We start from the raw sequence: 17,286 nt of genomic DNA, 5'->3' as shown, positions 1-17,286 counted from the left end.
CAGGACGGCCAGGTGGTCTCTGGGGCTGTGGTGCTGGTGGTGCGGGGCCGGCGCGCGACGCCGTGGGCGGCGCGCGCCGGGGGTCTCACGGGCGCGTGCCGGGATCCCCGGGGCGCGCTCCGCCCGGGCCGCCGTCCGCGGTGGTCGCGCCCGACACGGCGCCGGCCGGGGAGCCGGCGGCGACGGGTGCGCCCGGCGATCTGCCCGCCGTCGGCCGGCGGAAGCTGAAGCCGCCGGTGGCCAGGCGCTGCTGGAGCAGGACGGCGGCGACGATGATCACGCCGCGGGCCACCGCCTGCGCCGAGCTGGACAGGTTGTTGAGGGTGAAGACGTTGCCCAGCGTCGTGAAGATCAGGACGCCGAGGACGGTGCCGACGATGGTGCCGCGGCCCCCGATCAGGAGCGTTCCGCCGATGACGACGGCGGCGATCGCGTCCAGCTCCCAGAGCGTGCCGTGGGTGGAGCTGCCGGTCGTCGTCCGCGCCATGATCATGACGGCGGCGATGCCGCAGGTGATGCCGGACAGGACGTAGAGCTTGACGGTGTGCCGCTGCACGCGGATGCCGGCCAGCCGGGCTGCCTCGGCGTTGCCGCCGACGGCGAAGGTGCGCCGGCCGAACGTCGTCCGGTTGAGCAGCACCCAGCCGGCCACGGCGACGAGCGCGAAGATGATCACCAGGGTCGGGATGCCGAGGACGTCACCGGAGAAGAACGCCAGGAAGTCGCGGTCCTGGATGATCTGCGTCCGCCGGTTGGAGATGATCTCGGCCAGGCCGCGGGCCGCGGCCAGCATGGCCAGGGTGGCGATGAAGGCGGCGAGCTTGCCGTAGGCGATGACCACGCCGTTGACCAGCCCGGCGACGGTGCCGACGACGATCGCCGTGAACACCATGACGATCCAGTGGGTGTCCTCGGCCATCTGCTGGGTGGCCAGGGTGGTGGCCCAGACCGAGGACAGCGCCGCCAGCGCGCCGACCGACAGGTCGATGCCGCCGCCGATGATCACGAACGTCATCCCGATGCTGACCACGCCGATGACGGCGGCCAGCCGCAGGATGGTCAGCAGGTTGTCGACGTCGGCGAAGCGGTCGCCGGCGGTGACCACCCCGACGATGCAGAGGACCGCCAGGGCGACCACCAGGCCGAGGTTGCGGCCGACCGGTCCGGCCATGAAGCCCGGGCCCTTCCCGGCCGGGCCCCCCGGTGCCGCGCCGGCGGGCCCGGGGGCCGTGCTGTCCACCCCACCGGTCGTCGCAGTCGTGCTTCCGCTCATGCCACGTCCCCTTCGGACTGTGCTCCACCGGGCACGGGCAGGCCGGTGTGGCCCGTGCCCTCCATGATCAGGTCGAGCACCCGGTGCTCGTCGAGTGCGTCGGCGGGCTGCTCGGTGACGACCGCGCCGTCGGCGATCACCAGCACGCGGTCGGCCAGGCCCAGGACCTCGGGGATCTCGCTGGACACCACCACGACGGCGACCCCGCGGTCGGCCAGCTCGCGGACCAGCGCGTAGATCTCCGACCGGGCCCCGACGTCGACGCCGCGGGTGGGCTCGTCGAGCAGCAGCACCCGGCAGTCGCGCAGCAGCCAGCGGGCCAGGACGACCTTCTGCTGGTTCCCGCCGGACAGCGTGCGGACCTCGCGGTCGACGTCGGCGGGGCGCACGTCCAGCGCCTGGACCTGCTCCCGCGCGGCCGCCTTCTCCGCGGCGCCGGCGAGGAAACCGCCCCGGGCGAAGCGGGCCAGGCTCGAGATGCTGATGTTCCGGTAGACCGACTCGCCGAGCAGCAGCGCCTGGCTCTTGCGCTCCTCCGGGGCCAGGCCCACGCCCGCGGCCACCGCGCCGCCGACGTCCCCCGGCCGCAGCCGGCGGCCGTGGACGCGGACGGTGCCGGCGGTCGCGTGCCGGGCGCCGAAGACGGTCTCGAGGATCTCCGAGCGCCCGGAGCCGACGAGGCCGGCGAGCCCGACGACCTCCCCCGGCCGGACGGCGAAGGAGACGTCGGCGAAGCTGCCGGCGAGACCCAGCCCCTCCACCTCGAGGACGGGGGCCTCGTCGAGGTGGGGCCGGGTGCGTCGCTCCGGGAAGACGTACTCGATGGTCCGGCCGGTCATGAGCGTGATGACGTCGCGGGTCGGGGTGTCCCGTGCCGGCAGGCCGGTGGCCACCGTGCGGCCGTCCTTCAGCACCGTGATCCGGTCACCGATCGCGCGGATCTCCTCCAGCCGGTGGGAGATGTAGACGACCGCGACGTCGTGGGCGGTGAGGTCGCGGATGACCGTGAACAGCCGCTCGACCTCCTCGTTGTCCAGGACCGCCGAGGGCTCGTCCATGACGATCAGCTTCGCGTCCTGGGACAGCGCCCGGGCCATGCTGACCATCTGCTGCGACGCGGCCGACAGCGACCCGACCTCGGCGGTGGGCCGGATCTCCGGGTGCCCGAGCCGGGTGAGCAGCGCGGTGGCCCGCCGGTTGCCCTCCGCGGGCCGGGTGATGCCCAGCCGCGAGAACTCCCGGCCCAGGAAGATGTTGTCGGCGACGGTCAGGCCGGCCACCAGGTCCAGCTCCTGGTAGATGGTCGCGATGCCCAGCGACATCGCGGCCTGGGGCGTGCTCAGGGAGACCGGCTCGCCCTGCCATGTGATGTGCCCGGCGTCGGGCTGGTGGGCGCCGGCGAGGACCTTGATGAGGGTCGACTTCCCGGCGCCGTTCTGGCCGAGCAGGCAGTGCACCTCACCCGCCCGGACGTCGAGGTCGACGCCGTCGAGGGCGCGGACGCCCGGGAAGGTCTTGACGATGCCGTGCATCTCCAGCAGCGGGGTGGTCACCACGGACCTCCCACGGCGGTACGGGCCACGGCGCGCACGAGGGCCACCACGCCACCTCCGGACTTTTGCTCACCATTGACCATTAGTCGGGTCAGGCGAGAACTTATGAGGCGGGTCACCTCCGGTCAAGCACGCGACGCGGAGTTACCGAACCGCAACACGGGTCTGCTCGGACGGCTGCGCCGATCGGGTGACCGCCGCACGACCGGGCGCCGGGCATGCGCCCCCGACGCGGCCCCCCTGCGGCTCCCCGGCGCGACGGGGTGCCGGCGGTCCTACGGGGCGAGGACCTGGTGGACGGCGTCCTCGTCGAGGAAGCCCTCGATCGCCATCAGCGCCGCGCCCAGGCGGCCCGAGAGGTCGGGGGCGTCGCTGACCGTGATCTCCAGGTTCCGCGCGGCCAGCGGCATCGACCGGCGGTACACCGCCTCGCGGATCCCGGCCAGCAGCGGGGCGCCGGCCTGCGCGACACCACCGGTCATGACGATCCGGTGCGGGTTGAAGAAGTTGACCAGCGCGGCGAGCACCGTGCCGATCGTCCGGCCGGCGTTGCGGACCAGCTCCAGCGCCGGGCCGTCACCCTGCGCCGCCCGTTCGACGACCTCGCGTGTGCTGCGCACCGGGAGCCCGGCCGCGAGGGCGTCGCGGAGCAGTGCGCCACCCCCGGCGATCGCCTCGAGGCAGTTCTCGTTGCCACACCGGCACACCACGGTGCGACCGTCGGGCTGGGCGACGTAGATGTGCCCGATGTCCCCGGCGCTGCCCTGCGCCCCGCGGTACACGCGCCCGTCGACGATGACGCCGCAGCCGATGCCCGTGCCGACCTTGACGACGAGTGCGTCCTGGACCGACCCGCCGACGCCCATCTCGCCCAGAGCCATGACGTTGACGTCGTTGTCGACGAAGACCGGGCACTCGTACCGGCGGAAGGCGTCCGGGATCGGGTGGTCGTGCCAGCCCGGCATGATCGGCGGGTGGAACGGGCGCCCACTGGAGAACTCGACGGGCCCGGGCACCCCGACGCCCACGGCGCACACGTCGGCCGGGGTCAGGCCGGCCTCGGCGAGGACCTTCTGGCTGAGCCGGTCGACCTCGGCCAGCACGGGGACCGGCCCCTCGGCGATGTCGATCGGGTGGCCGGCGGTGGCCAGGATCTGTGCGGACAGGTCGGTGACCGCGACGTCGACGCTGGTCACCCCCAGGTCCACGGCCAGCACGCACCCCGCCCGGCTGTTGAAGTGCAGCAGCGTGGGGGGCCGCCCGCCGGTGCTCCACCCCGGACCCCCCTCCGCCAGGAGGTTGGCCGCGATCAGCTGGTCCACCCGCGCGCTCACCGTGTTGCGCGACGCGCCGGTGAGGGCCACGAGGTCCGCCCGGCTGCGCGCACGGCCCGTCCGCACGTGACGCAGCAGCGCCCCGGCGGATGCAGATGTGTGCGCCACGCCGTCATCGTGACACGAGCACGCCACTCTCCCCCTCGATGACGGCGGCGACCGCCTCCCAGTGGGTGTGCACGGTCATGTGCGCGGCACCGGGCAGCTCGACCAGCCGGCCCACCGGCGCGGCAGCGGCCACGGCAGCCGCCCAGTCGTGCGGGCACAGCCGGTCGCGGGTGCCGCGGACGACGGTCACCGGGACGCGCAGGGCACGCACCCGGACCTCGATCCGGTCCGGCGCCGCGACCCGCCACAGCCGCCACATCGCGCGCGGACCGGTGTGCAGCCACTGGGCGAGCACCAGCGGCACCTGCGCCCACGGCTCGCGCGCCGCCGTCCGCAGCCAGCGTCCGACCAGCACCGGCCACGCCCGCAGCCGTGGGTCCGTCGTGGGCCCGAGCAGGACCACCCCGGCGACCCTCGGGTCCCGCGCCGCCGCGGCCACCACCTGGCAGCCCTGCGAGTGCCCGACCAGCAGCACCGGACCGGCGCCGAGCCGGGCGCGCAGCCGCGCGGCCAGCTCGTCGACCGGGGGCACCGGACCGGGCAGGCCCGTGCCGGGGAGGACGACGACGTCACCGGGCAGCCGTGCGCGCAGCCGCGCGGAGGAGCGCGCGTCGAGCCCGAGGCCGGGCACGAACACGAGCCGGGGGGCGGGGGTGGACACCGCAACGGTCTACCGGTTCCCCGCGTGGGGCGCCGACCGGCGGGTAGTGCGCCAGACTGTGGCCCGCGTCGCGTGGAGCCGCGCACGGTCAGGAGAGCCGGAGTGGGAGACTGATTCATCATGACGACATCACCTGAGACCGCACCCGTCGGCACCACCACCTCCGGCCGGCCTCGGGTCGTCATCGTCGGGTCCGGGTTCGGTGGCCTGTTCGCCGCCCAGGCGCTGAAGAGGGCCCCGGTCGACATCACGCTGGTGGGCAAGACCAGTCACCACCTGTTCCAGCCGCTGCTGTACCAGGTCGCCACCGGCATCCTCAGCGAGGGCGAGATCGCCCCGCCCACCCGCGAGGTCCTGCGCGGTCAGAAGAACGCCCGGGTCGTCCTCGGTGAGGTCACTAAGATCGACCTGGCCGCCCGCACCGTCACCTCGACCATCCTGGGACGCACCACGGTGCACCCGTACGACGAGCTGATCGTCGCCGCCGGCGCCGGGCAGTCCTACTTCGGCAACGACCGGTTCGCCGAGTTCGCCCCCGGCATGAAGAGCGTCGACGACGCCCTGGAGCTGCGCGGCCGCATCTTCGGCGCCTTCGAGCTGGCCGAGCTGGCCACCGACCAGGCCGAGATCGACCGGCTGCTGACCTTCGTCGTCGTCGGCGCCGGGCCCACCGGCGTGGAGATGGCCGGCCAGATCGCCGAGCTGGCCCACCGCACGCTGCGCCGCGACTTCCGCTCCATCGACCCGACCCAGGCGCGGGTGATCCTGCTCGACGCCGCCCCCGCCGTGCTCCCGTCGTTCGGCGAGAAGCTGGGTGACCGGGCCCGCCGCCAGCTGAACAAGATCGGCGTCGAGGTGCAGCTGGGCGCCATGGTCACCGACGTCGACGCCAACGGCATCGAGGTCAAGGACGGCGACGGCCAGGTGCGCCGCATCCGGGCCGCCACCAAGATCTGGGCCGCCGGTGTCCAGGCCAGCCCGCTGGGGAAGCAGCTGGCCGAGCAGTCCGGCGCCGAGATCGACCGCGCCGGCCGGGTCTCCGTGCAGCCCGACCTGACCCTGCCCGGCCACCCCGAGGTGCACGTGGTCGGCGACATGATGAGCCTGGACCGGCTGCCCGGCGTCGCCCAGGTCGCCATCCAGGGCGGGCGGTACGCCGCGGACGCGATCGTCCGCCGGCTCGAGGGCCGCGCCCCCAAGGGCCCGTTCCGCTACCGGGACAAGGGCTCGATGGCCACGATCTCCCGGTTCTCCGCCGTGGCGGACGTCGGCAAGATCAAGATGGAGGGCTTCCTCGCCTGGCTGATGTGGCTGGTCGTGCACCTGGCCTACATCGTCGGGTTCAAGAGCCGCCTCACCGCCGTCCTGCACTGGATCGTGAGCTTCCTCGGCCGCGGCCGCGCCGAGCGGGTCGCCACCCAGCAGCAGGTCTACGGCCGGCTGGCCCTCGAACACCTCGGCGCGGACTTCGCGGTGTCGAAGACCGGCGGTCCCAAGGACGTCGAGCACACCACCGAGGACCTCACCGAGCGCCGCTCCGCCTAGCGGGTCCGGTTCACCCCGGGGGACCGAGCCAGCAGCCGAGGGCGGCGGTCACCAGGTCGGGGGTCACGACGTGGCCGCCGTCGAACTCCTCGTAGGTGACGTCGTACCCCGCGGCGGACAGCTCCCGGGAGACCCGCCGGCCGCAGCGGTCGACCGGGAGCACGCGGTCGCCGGTGCCGTGGGAGATCCAGATGCGCGGGGTGCCCCGGTGCGCGGGGGCGGCGACGAAGCCCGGGGAGAAGGCCAGGACGGCGTCGACGAGGTCGCCGTTGGCCAGCCCGAGGGACAGCGCGTAGGAGGCGCCGTCGGAGAAACCGGCGACCGCCACCCCGGTGACCGGGTGTCGCGCGAAGACCTGCTCGAGCGCGGCGTCCAGCACGGCGACGTCGCGACCGAGGCCCCCGGCGATGAGGTCCCAGGTGGCGGCGACCGACGACGGGGCCAGCACCAGCGCCCCCCGCGCGGCGGCGAGGTCGCCGACGGCGGCGAGGCTCTGGGCCGACGTCCCGCCGGCGCCGTGGAAGAACACCAGCAGCGGTCTGGGGCGGTGGTCACCGGCGGGGACGACGAGCCGCGCCTCCGCGTGCGGGCCCAGGTCCAGCGTGCGGACGCCCTCCGGGTACGCCCTCGCCGCCGGCCGGGCCACGGGCCTGCTGTCCAGCCGGCCGTCCGCGGCGCGGCGCACGCCGGCCATCAGACCGCGTGTGCGGCCGGCGGCACGTGCTCGCCGGGGCGCTCGAGGTGCAGCGGGTCCAGGGCCCGGCTGGTGTCCAGGTACAGGAACGCGTCGTAGCGCTGCCCGAGCACGGTGGGCACGTAGTTGCCCCACCGCTCGCGCTCGGGCCGGTAGACCACCCCGATGGCCCGGTGGTCCAGCCGCCGGTCCAGTGCTGCCGGGAGCGGTCCGCCCGGCGACCAGACCAGCAGCGCGTCCTCCCCCAGCTCCTGGTGCAGCAGCGCCTCCAGGCTGCCGGCCCGGGCCGGGGGCACCTCCATCCGTTGCATCTGCGCGCCCCACTCCGAGCCGGCGATGACACCACCTCGGTGGCTCCCGAACCCCACGAGGACGACGTCGTCGGTGCCGTGCCGCTCGCGCAGCAGCTGCCCGACGTTCACCATCCCGGCACCGGCCATGTCGGTGGCCCGGGCGTCGCCGACGTGGGTGTTGTGCTCCCAGACGACGGCCTTCCCGCCGGTGTGCTCCAGGAGGCGGTCGAGGGTGTCGGCCATGTGCACGTCGCGGACGTTCCACGACTCCGCCCGGCCGCCGACCATCGCCCGGTAGTAGCGCTCGGCCCCGGCCACGACCGCGGCGTTCATCTCGGCGGACAGGTGGGCCTCGGGATCGCCGGCGGGCGCCTGCCGGCCGCGTTCCTCGCACAGGTGCTGCAGCAGCTCGACGACCGTCTGCTCGTACGTGGTGGGCGCGAAGCGGGCGGCGAAGGCGTACTCGGCGCCGTCCTCACCGAAGGGCTCGAAGCAGGCCAGCGCCTGCGTCGCCTTCGCCACGTGCTCGGGCTCGTGCTCGCGCAGCCAGCCGACCAGCTCGTGCATCGAGTCCCAGAGGCTGTAGACGTCGAGGCCGTAGAACCCGACCCGCTGGTCCTCCGGGCGGGTCGCGTTCACCCCGCGCAGCCAGCGGCAGAAGTCGACGACGTCGTCGTTGGCCCACATCCACGTCGGCCAGCGCGCGAAGGTGTCCAGGGTGTCGCGGGGGTCCTCGTCGGCCCCGGGGCGGAGCTTGACGCTGCGGTTGACCCGGTAGCAGTCGGGCCAGTCGCCCTCGACCGCGACCAGGCCGAAGCCACGCTCCTCGACCAGCCGGCGGGTCAGCGCCGCCCGCCACGCGTAGTACTCGTGCGTGCCGTGGCTGGCCTCGCCGACGGCCACGATCCGCGCGTCCCCCACCCGCTCGAGCAGCGGGTCGAGATCCGAGGGGTCCCGCAGCGGGCGGGCCAGCCCGCGGAGGTCCTGGACCACCGGGCTACTCCGCGCTCCCGGGCTCGGCCATCTTCGCGTGGCCGGCGGACTTCAGCTTGTCCGGCAGCACCGCGTTCGCCGCGGCCTGCGCCTTGGTCAGCAGCGAGCCGGCGACCACCTTCTCCTCGCCCTTCATGAGGGCCTTGAAGCCCTGCTCGGCCACCTGGGCGGGATCGTCCTTGGGGCCCTGGCCGAGCTTGGTGTCCAGCAGGTCTCCGCGCTCGAAGAACTCGGTGTCGGTGGGGCCGGGCATCAGCGACGTCACGGTGACCCCGGTGTCGCGGAGCTCGGTGGCCAGCGCCTCGGCGAACGACTGCACGAAGGACTTCGAGGCGTTGTAGACCGCCTGGTAGGGCCCGGGCATCGTCGAGGCGATCGAGGAGGTGAACAGCACCCGGCCCTCGCCGCGGGCGACCATGTCGCGCAGCACCAGCTTGGCCAGGCGGACGGTCGAGGTGACGTTGAGGTCGATGATGGCCAGCTCGTCCTCGATCGGGTTGTCGACGAAGGCCCCGCCCTTGCCGACGCCGGCGTTGAGCGCGGCGGCCGCGACCGGCCGCCCGGCGGCCTGTGCCGTGGCCCAGAGCGCCTCGACCCCGGTGGCGGTGCGCAGGTCGGCCTGCACCGCCTGGACCGTCGTCCCGCTCTCGCGCAGCTGCTGGGCGGCGGTGGTCAGCTCGGCGTCCTCCGCGTTGACGATGAGGTCGAAGCCCGCGCCGGCGAACTGCCTCGCCAGCTCCAGGCCGATCCCGCTGGACGCTCCGGTCACGAGGGCGAGGGGTCGGGGTTCGGTCATGGGCGTGCCGGTACCCGGGCACCCCGCGGCCACTCATGCGCTCAGGAGCCGGCCGCGGCACCGCCTCCGGCGGCGCCCTCGCGCACGACCCCGGCCGCCACCGCGCGCAGGTCACCGGTGCGCTCCCACGTGCGCCGCTGGCGGACGGCGGAGGTGCCACGCGCCCACAGCCGGTCGAGCAGGGTGGCCACCTCGTCCTCCTCGCCGTGCGCCCGCAGGTCGTCGGCGAGCTCGGCGACGAACGCGTCGACGGCGGCCCGTGCCGGCACCGGTTCGCCGCGCGCGGGGTCGAACAGCTCCCCGGTGAGGCCGTCCTTGGCCGCCCGCCAGCGCGCGGCGCGGAGCAGCTCCGGGCGCACCTCGGGGAAGGGCTCGCCGCGCTCGGCCCGGCCGGCCAGCACCCGCACCAGTGAGCGGGCCAGGCCCGCGTGCAGGACGGCGTCGTCGAGCGAGGTGCACACGTCGGCGAGGCGGAACTCGACCGTGGGGTAGCGGGTCGAGGGACGCAGGTCCCAGTACAGGTGCCGGCCGTCGCCGATGACGCCGCCGCGCACCATGGCCTCGACGAGCGCGAGGTAGCGCTGGGCAGTGCCCAGGTGCTCGGGCGGCCCGGAGTTCGGCCAGCGCGACCACCACGGGGTGCGGAAGCTCTCGTAGCCGGTGTCCACGCCGTCGTGGAACGGCGAGCTGCCGGTCATCGCCAGCAGCACCGGGAGGTACGGCCGGGCCCGGTCGATCACGGCCACCGCCGTGTCCAGGTCCGGGACGCCGACGTGCACGTGACAGCCGCAGATGTCCTGCTGGCGGGCGAGGACGGCCCAGCGGCGGACCATCTCGTCGTACCGCGCCTCGGGGGTCATCGGCTGGTCACGCCAGGAGCCGAACGGGTGGGTGGAGGCGGCCAGGACCAGGACCCCGGCACGGGCGGCGGCCGCCGCGGCCTCGGCGCGGGTCGCGGCCAGTTCGTCCCGCAGGCCGGCGAGGGTGGTGCAGACGCCGGTCGCCGTCTCCAGCTGCGTGGTGGCGATCTCGGCGTGGACGTGGGCACCGGCCGTCCCGGCCAGGGCCGCGGCGGCGACCTCCGGCGCCGGGGCGAGGGCGTAGGTGTCCGGGTCGACGAGGTGGAACTCCTCCTCGACGCCGACGGTCGCCCCCGCCGGTGTCGGGTGGGCGGGCGCCGGGTGGGCGGGCGCGGCGGTCTCCTGGCCCCCCGGGCCGGTCACGGCTCGGCGAACCAGGCGAAGCCGAGGCCGGGGACCACCAACCGGCCCTCGACCACCTGCAGCGGACCGTCGCTGCCGTGCACCTGGTCGAAGGTGCCGAACCCGGTGACGGTGTCGGCGTCCACGGTCCGCGGCTCCGGGGAGAAGTTCGCCAACCCCACGAAGGTGCCGCTGCGCGGATGCCGCCTCGACCAGGCCAGCACCGCGTCGTCGCCGGCGTCCAGCACGACCGACTCGACGCCGCCGCGCAGCGCCAGCAGCGAGCGCCGCACCTCGCCGAGCCGGCGCAGGGCCGCGAACACGCACCCCTCGAGCGTGGCCGGGTCGTCGCGGCGCGCGGCGGCGGCCCAGTCCATGGGCGGGCGGTGCATCCAGCGGTTGTCCGGCGCCCGCGCGGGGTCGTCGAGGTAGCCGGTGTCGTTGCGCTGCGCGAGCTCGTCGCCCATGTACAGCAGCGGGATCCCCCCGAAGGCGTAGGCCACCGAGTACAGGAGCACCAGCCGGCGGATCCCGGCGTCGAGCGCGGCGTCGTCGCCGGCCTCCAGCGCGGCCTCGATGCCGCACAGCGAGGCCGCCGACCCCGACACCCGGGCGTCGCCGGTCGCCTCGTTCTCCTGGAACAGCGCGCCGCGGGCGAACGACCCGGGGAAGCGGCCGGAGTAGAAGTCGTTGAGGAAGCGTCGGTGGCCGGAGCCGTCGACGCCGATCGCCGCGGCGTCCTCGTCGGCGACCGCCCACCCGATGTCGTCGTGCCCGCGCACGTAGGTGCACCACGTCGAGGTCGGCGGGATGGGCTGCATCCGGCGCAGCGCGGTGCGGGCCAGCCGCGCGTCCCGGGTGGCCAGGCTGCTCCACAGCAGCACCATGAGCTGGTTGTGGTAGGCCAGCTCGCACTCGGGCCGGAAGCGGTCGTGGCCGCCGAGGTAGGGCACCAGGTCGTCGGGCGACACGATCGCCTCGGCCTTGAACACCACGGCGGGGGCGGCCACCCGGGTCAGCGCGTGCAGCAGCTGCAGGAGGCTGTGCCCCTCCGGCTGGTTCTGGCAGTTGGTGCCCAGCCGCTTCCACATGAACGGCACGGCGTCCATGCGGAAGACGTCGACCCCGCGGTTGGCCAGCCAGACGATCTCGCCGAGCATCGCGAGGGTGACCTCGGGGTTGGTGTAGTCGAGGTCCCACTGGTACGGCCAGAACGTCGTCCACACCCAGCCGCCGGCCCCGCCGCAGGCCTCGGGCACCCAGCTGAACGAGCCCGGCGCCCGGTCGGGGAAGACCGCGGGGATCGTCGCGTCGTACGCGTCGGGCATCGTGCGGTCGGGGAAGGCCGTGTAGAAGCCGGCGCGGGCGGGGTCGCCGGCCAGCCAGGCCTGCGCCCAGGGGTGCTCCCGCGCGGTGTGGTTGAGCACGAGGTCGATGCACAGGCTCATGTCGCGCTCGTGCAGGGCCGCGGCGACCGCCTCGAGGTCGGCCATGGTCCCCAGCCGGGGGTCGACCGACCGGTAGTCGGCGACGGCGTACCCGCCGTCGTTCTCGCCCTGACGCGGCCGCAGCAGTGGCATGAGGTGCAGGTAGGTGGTGCCGAGCTCGGCCAGGTGGTCCAGGTGCCCGGGCAGCCGGTCCAGCGTGCCGCAGAAGCGGTCGACGTAGCAGACGTAGCCCTGCACCCCGGCGCGCTGGAACCACGCGGGGTCGATCTCCCGCCGCCGGTCCAGCCGGCGCAGCGGCTCGGGCCGCTCCGCCGCGGCGGCGAGGACGACGCGCAGCGAGCGCGCGAACAGCTCGTCGGCCGCCGGCCCGTAGAGGATCGCCAGGGGTTCGTGGACGTCGTACACCGCCAGGTCGGCGCGGGCGAGGAACGCGTCGGCCCCGGCCTCCCCCAGCGCCGCGACCGCGTCCTGCCCCACCCGGGGCCGCAGCCCCGCCCACGCCTGCTCCGCCGCCTCCCGGCGCGCGGCCGCCGAGACCGTCACCGGCCCAGTATCGGGGCGCTGTCCGCCCACGGCATGACCGCTGCGGAACGACCCCGCGGAGGAGTTCACTGGAGCTGTAATCGCGTAAGCAAGGAGGTGGCCACATGTCCCTGGCCCCCGATCCCGACACCGCGGCGCTCGACGCCTACTCCCGCATCGTCACCGCCGTCGCCGCCGAGCTCACCCCGCACGTGGCGGCCCTGCAGGTCACCGCGCCCGGCGGCCGCGGCGGCGCGGGCTCCGCGGTCGTCGTCCCCGGGGACGGACTCCTGCTCACCAACGCCCACGTCGTCGGCGGCGCCCGGCACGGCCGGGCGGTGTTCGCCGACGGGAGCGAGGCCGACGTCGACGTCGTCGGCGCCGATCCGCTGTCCGACCTCGCCGTGGTCCGCGCCCGGACGGCGACCCCTCCCCCGGCGGAGCTGGGCGACGCCACCGAGCTGCGCGTGGGCCAGCTCGTCGTCGCGGTGGGCAATCCGCTGGGACTGGCCGGCTCGGTGACCGCGGGGGTGGTGAGCGGGCTGGGCCGGTCGCTGCCCACCCGCGACGGGCGGACCGCGCGCGTGGTCGAGGACGTGATCCAGACCGACGCCGCGCTCAACCCCGGCAACTCCGGCGGCGCGCTGGCCGACTCCGCGGGCCGCGTCGTGGGGATCAACACCGCCGTCGCGGGCTGGGGCCTGGGTCTGGCGGTGCCGGTGAACGACACCACCCGGCGGATCGTCGGTGCGCTGGTCCGGGACGGCCGGGTGCGCCGGGCCTACCTGGGCCTGGTCAGCACCCCCGCGCCCCTGCCGGCTCCGCTGGCCGAGCGGACGGGACGCCGGCGGGGGCTGCGGATCGTCGACGTCGTCCCCGGCTCCCCCGCCGACCGGGCCGGACTCAAGGCCGGCGACCTGGTGCTCGAGGCCGGCCGCCGTCCTGTCGCGGAGGCGCAGAGCCTGCAGCGACTGTTGTTCGAGGACGCCATCGGGCAGCCGCTGCCGGTCACCGTCTCCCGGCGCGGGGCGATGGTCGACGTGGTCACGGTGCCCACCGAGCTCACCGGCGGGTGACCTCCGGCGGCCCCGGTCCCCCGGCCGGGTGCCCGCCGGTCTCCCCCGATCGGGGCACGTCCTGCCGTCGCACTGCGGAACGTCACCGTCCGCGCCGATGCTGACCGGGACGAACGGGGGACTGACATGCTCGCGGACCGACCGGTGGGGACGGCTCTGCTGTCGTTGCTGTACGGGGTCAGCGGCGTGCTGTGCCTCCTGGGTGCGGTGCACCCGCTGACCACCGAGACACCGGTCGGGCTGCTCTGGGCGCTCGCCGCCGTCGGGTGCGGGGGCTCGGGTCTGCTGTGGTTCGGCCGCCGGCGCCTGGGCGCCGCTGAGGTGCACCTCGCGGTGGCGGTCATGGCCACCCTCATCGCCGTCCTGGCGTGGCGGTCGGTGACCGCCGTGGGCGTCGTCGGGCTGGGCCCGTCGATGGTCGCGCTCGCCGTCTACACGGCCCACTACCTGCCGCGCAACGCCGCCCGCGCGCACGCGCTGTACCTGCTGGTGGTCACCACCACCGGCGCGGTCGCGGCCGCGCCGTCGGGCATCGTCCTGCCGTGGCTGACCACCATGGTCACCGTCGCCGCCCTCGTGGAGGCCCAGACCCGGATCTCCGCGACGCTGCACCGGGCCGCCGGCACCGACCCGCTCACCGGGCTGGCCAACCGGCGCGCGTGGGTGGCCGGCGCCGAGCGGAGCCTGGCCCACGCCCAGCGCACCGACGAGCCGCTGACGATCGCCGTCCTCGACCTCGACGGGTTCAAGACCGTCAACGACGAGGAGGGGCACAGCGCCGGCGACGCCCTGCTGCAGTCGCTGGCCAGGGCATGGAGCAGCGAACTGCGCACCGCCGACCTCCTCGGCCGCTACGGCGGTGACGAGTTCGTGCTGTGCCTCCCCTCGACCGATGCCGGCTCTGCCGCCGAGCTCATCGCCCGCCTGCAGGCCAGCCACCCGGCGTCCTGGTCGGCCGGCACGGCGACCGCGGGCCCCGGCGACACCCTCTCGGAGCTCCTCCTGCGCGCCGACGCGGACCTCTACCGGCACAAGCGGCGCAGCCGCCGCTCCGCCTGAGGCAGCCCCGGCTCGGGGCCCTCCGGCCCTGTCGATCCCGCCGCCTGCGGGAGACGGTGGCCGGGTCCGTCCTGGGAGGCCGGCATGGCAGCGATCGTGGTCTGTGGCGGAGGCGTCATCGGCCTGTCGACGGCGATGATGCTCGCCGACGACGGCCACGAGGTGACCGTCCTGGAGGCCGATCCCCGCGATCCGCCGGAGACGCCGGTCGACGCCTGGGACGACTGGCGCCGCACGGGCGTCGCCCAGTTCCGCCAGCCGCACAACCTGTTCTCCCGGTTCCGGGCAGTCGCCGACGCCGAGCTGCCCGGCTTGACCGACCGGCTGCTGGCGGCCGGGTGCACGTGGGAGGACTACCTCGACCCGCTCCCCCCGTCGATCGACGACCGCACCCCGCGGGAGGACGACGAGCGGATCCGCTTTGTGACCGGCCGGCGCCCCGTGATCGAGGCGACCGTCGCGACAGCCGGCCGGGAGCACCCCGGCGTCGCCGTGCGCCGCGGCGTCCGGGCCACCGGCCTGCTGCCCGGTCCCTCCGCGCTGCCCGGCGTCCCCCACGCGGCGGGCGTGCGCACGTCGGCCGGGGACGAGATCCACGCCGACCTGGTCGTCGACGCGATGGGACGCCGGACGCCGAGCGCGGACTGGCTGGCCGAGGTCGGCGCTCGTCCTCCGTACCTGGAGCGCGAGGACAGCGGTTTCGTCTACTACACGCGGTACTTCACCGGCCCGGAACGGCCGCGGCGGATCGGCCGCGCGCTCGTGCCTCTGGGCAGCGTCTCGCTGCTCACCCTCCCCGGGGACAACGACACCTGGTCGGTGACGGTGTTCTCCGCGACCCGCGACGCCGCGCTCAAGGCGCTCCGCGACCCGGCCGCGTTCACCCGGGTGGTGGCCGCCTGCCCGCTCCAGGCCCACTGGCTGGACGGACGGCCGATCACCGACGTGCTGGCGATGGCCGGCGTCCTCGACTGCTACCGCCGCTTCGTCCTCGACGACGAGCCGGTGGTGACCGGCTTCGTCGCCGTGGGCGACGCGTGGGCCTGCACCAACCCCTCCGCGGGCCGGGGCCTGTCGGTCGGCTCGGTGCACGCCCAGGTGCTCCGCGCCGCGGTCCGTGACCACCTCGACGACCCCGGTGGCCTGGTGCGCGCCTTCGACACGACCACCGAGCGGCAGGTCACCCCGTTCTACCGCAACCAGATCGCCGCCGACCGGGCGCGCATCGCCGAGATGGACGCCCTCCGTCAGGGCCAGGAACCCCCGCCTCCCGACCCCCGGCAGCTGCTGTTGACCACCGCCGCCATGCACGATGCCGACGTGTTCCGGGGACTCGTGGAGATCGTCACCTGTCTCGCGCTCCCGCAGGAGGTGCTGTCACGGCCCGGCATGCAGGAGCGGCTCTCGCGGTACGCGGACGCGCCACCGCCCCCGCCGGCGCCGGGCCCGGACCGGCGACAGCTGATGGACCTGCTCGCCGGGTGAGCGTCAGGGGCGGCGCCAGTCGTCGCCGTCCATGTGTGAACCGGCCATCGGGCCCATCTGCAGCATGCCGCCGTCCACGGCCCACGAGGCGCCGGTGACGTACCCGGCCGCCGGCGAGGCGAGGAAGGCGACGACGGCGGCGACCTCGCGGGCGTCGCCGGGACGCCGGAGCGGGACACCGGGGCGCTCGTGCCCGGGCGCGGTCGGGTCCTCGTCCTCCTGGCCGGTCATCGGGGTGGCGATCTCGCCGGGGGCGACGGCGTTGACGGTGATGCCGTGCTCGGCCAGCTCGATCGCGGCCACCCGGGTGAGCAGGCCGAGGCCGCCCTTGGCCGCGCAGTAGGCGGCCGCCCCGACCCGGGGCTGGTGCTCGTGCACGCTGGTGATGTTGACGATCCGCCCGCCGCGGCCGGCGGCCACCATCCGGCGCGCGGCCCGCTGCAGGCAGAGGAACGCGCCGTCGAGGTCGGTGGCCAGCACCTCGCGCCAGGTGGCGAAGTCGGTGTCGAGGACGGTCGACATGTGGCCGGTGCCGGCGTCGTTCACCAGGACGTCGACCCCGCCGAGGGCCTCGGCCAGGTCGTCGACGACGTCGGCGGCCCCGGGCAGCCGGGTGAGGTCGAGGTGCCGGACCTCGGCCCGCCGGCCCAGGCCCCGGACCTCCTCGGCGGTCGCCTCCGCGGCGGCCTCCTCGCGGTACCAGGTGACGCCGACGTCGCAGCCCGCCTGCGCGAGCGCGACCGCGGTCGCCCGGCCGATGCCGGACTCGGAACCGGTGATGATGGCGACCCTGGACGTGCTCGCGCTCTCGCTCATGGCCCGAGGCTAGGAACAGCCGGCTCGGGCCGCAGCGCGCGGGGCGACCGCGACGGGCGTGTGGGCACGGGCCCAGGACCCGGTGCGGCGCTCACGCTCCCCGGTCCGGTGGGCACACGCCGGGCACGGCGGGTCAGGCGGCGGTGGCGAGGCGCTCGTCGAGCAGCGCGTCCACCGACGCCCGGGCCTCCTCGACCAGCCGGGCGTTCTCCGCCGACGGGCAGTGCGCCTCCGCGCTGCGGGCCACGCCGAGGGCGATGGAGGCGACGGCGATCGCCAGGTCGAGGTCGTCGAGGTCGGTGACGGTGCGGGTCATGGCGGCCTCCCCGGGACGCTCCCTCTGTGCTGGAACGCCTCGCACGCTAGGCCGGGGGTACGACACTCCCCGCCGGTCCGGCCCGGCGCACCGGGAGGGTGGCCGGGCCGGA

15 protein-coding genes are annotated in these 17,286 nt (G+C 75.1%); 4 read left to right on the top strand and 11 right to left on the bottom strand.

Annotation, left to right across the window (positions count from 1 at the left end):
- Positions 1-85 precede the first annotated feature (85 nt).
- The 4 genes from ACI78V_RS07860 to ACI78V_RS07845 all read right to left on the bottom strand — a co-directional run bounded on the left by ACI78V_RS07860 (position 86) and on the right by ACI78V_RS07845 (position 4,929).
- Positions 86-1,273: an ABC transporter permease gene (locus ACI78V_RS07860; RefSeq protein ID WP_456850278.1), complete on the bottom strand. Its 1,188-nt coding sequence runs from the start codon at positions 1,271-1,273 to the stop codon at positions 86-88.
- A complete protein-coding gene (locus ACI78V_RS07855) occupies positions 1,270-2,826 on the bottom strand; it encodes a sugar ABC transporter ATP-binding protein (protein WP_456850277.1) in 1,557 nt (518 codons plus the stop codon). The genes ACI78V_RS07860 and ACI78V_RS07855 overlap by 4 nt, the downstream gene beginning before the upstream one ends.
- 275 nt (positions 2,827-3,101) lie before the next feature.
- Positions 3,102-4,268: an ROK family protein gene (locus ACI78V_RS07850; protein WP_456850276.1), complete on the bottom strand. Its 1,167-nt coding sequence runs from the start codon at positions 4,266-4,268 to the stop codon at positions 3,102-3,104.
- 4 nt (positions 4,269-4,272) lie between these two features.
- Positions 4,273-4,929 (bottom strand): alpha/beta fold hydrolase, encoded by a 657-nt coding sequence (locus ACI78V_RS07845; protein WP_456850275.1) that lies wholly within the window; start codon positions 4,927-4,929, stop codon positions 4,273-4,275.
- Positions 4,930-5,049: 120 nt separating this feature from the next.
- Between ACI78V_RS07845 and ACI78V_RS07840 the strand changes: the two genes are divergently transcribed.
- The gene (locus tag ACI78V_RS07840; protein ID WP_456850274.1) at positions 5,050-6,474 is read left to right on the top strand and encodes an NAD(P)/FAD-dependent oxidoreductase; all 1,425 of its coding nucleotides are present in this window, start codon (positions 5,050-5,052) and stop codon (positions 6,472-6,474) included.
- 10 nt (positions 6,475-6,484) lie between these two features.
- Here ACI78V_RS07840 and ACI78V_RS07835 read toward each other — a convergent pair whose 3' ends face one another.
- The 5 genes from ACI78V_RS07835 to ACI78V_RS07815 are packed head-to-tail and all read right to left on the bottom strand — an operon-like array spanning position 6,485 to position 12,443.
- A complete protein-coding gene (locus ACI78V_RS07835) occupies positions 6,485-7,168 on the bottom strand; it encodes an alpha/beta hydrolase (RefSeq protein WP_456850273.1) in 684 nt (227 codons plus the stop codon).
- A complete protein-coding gene (locus ACI78V_RS07830) occupies positions 7,168-8,454 on the bottom strand; it encodes an erythromycin esterase family protein (protein ID WP_456850272.1) in 1,287 nt (428 codons plus the stop codon). The genes ACI78V_RS07835 and ACI78V_RS07830 overlap by 1 nt, the downstream gene beginning before the upstream one ends.
- A 4-nt stretch (positions 8,455-8,458) precedes the next feature.
- Complete coding sequence (locus ACI78V_RS07825) at positions 8,459-9,250, bottom strand: SDR family NAD(P)-dependent oxidoreductase (protein ID WP_456850271.1); 792 nt, start codon at positions 9,248-9,250, stop codon at positions 8,459-8,461.
- 41 nt (positions 9,251-9,291) lie between these two features.
- Positions 9,292-10,473, bottom strand: a complete 1,182-nt coding sequence (locus ACI78V_RS07820) for a carboxylate-amine ligase (protein ID WP_456850270.1) — start codon at positions 10,471-10,473, stop codon at positions 9,292-9,294.
- Entirely contained in the window at positions 10,470-12,443 is a 1,974-nt protein-coding gene (locus ACI78V_RS07815; RefSeq protein WP_456850269.1) for an alpha-amylase family protein, read from the bottom strand. Before ACI78V_RS07815 ends, ACI78V_RS07820 begins: the two co-directional genes overlap by 4 nt.
- Before the next feature lie 104 nt (positions 12,444-12,547).
- Here ACI78V_RS07815 and ACI78V_RS07810 point away from each other — a divergent pair, with 104 nt between their 5' ends.
- From ACI78V_RS07810 to ACI78V_RS07800, 3 genes are all read left to right on the top strand, one after another.
- A complete protein-coding gene (locus ACI78V_RS07810; RefSeq protein WP_456850268.1) occupies positions 12,548-13,498 on the top strand; it encodes a S1C family serine protease in 951 nt (316 codons plus the stop codon).
- A gap of 126 nt (positions 13,499-13,624) precedes the next feature.
- Positions 13,625-14,557, top strand: coding sequence for a GGDEF domain-containing protein (locus tag ACI78V_RS07805; protein WP_456850267.1), 933 nt, complete (start codon positions 13,625-13,627; stop codon positions 14,555-14,557).
- 84 nt (positions 14,558-14,641) lie between these two features.
- Positions 14,642-16,042 (top strand): FAD-dependent oxidoreductase, encoded by a 1,401-nt coding sequence (locus tag ACI78V_RS07800; protein ID WP_456850266.1) that lies wholly within the window; start codon positions 14,642-14,644, stop codon positions 16,040-16,042.
- Positions 16,043-16,045: 3 nt separating this feature from the next.
- Here the strand turns inward: ACI78V_RS07800 and ACI78V_RS07795 are convergent, their stop codons facing one another.
- Both ACI78V_RS07795 and ACI78V_RS07790 read right to left on the bottom strand, forming a co-directional pair.
- The gene (locus ACI78V_RS07795; RefSeq protein ID WP_456850265.1) at positions 16,046-16,858 is read right to left on the bottom strand and encodes an SDR family oxidoreductase; all 813 of its coding nucleotides are present in this window, start codon (positions 16,856-16,858) and stop codon (positions 16,046-16,048) included.
- A gap of 133 nt (positions 16,859-16,991) precedes the next feature.
- Positions 16,992-17,174, bottom strand: coding sequence for a hypothetical protein (locus tag ACI78V_RS07790; protein WP_456850264.1), 183 nt, complete (start codon positions 17,172-17,174; stop codon positions 16,992-16,994).
- Between the last annotated feature and the right edge of the window lie 112 nt (positions 17,175-17,286).

It is taken from the genome of Geodermatophilus sp. SYSU D00742, from assembly GCF_054049935.1.
This window is presented reverse-complemented; position numbering and strand designations above follow the sequence as displayed.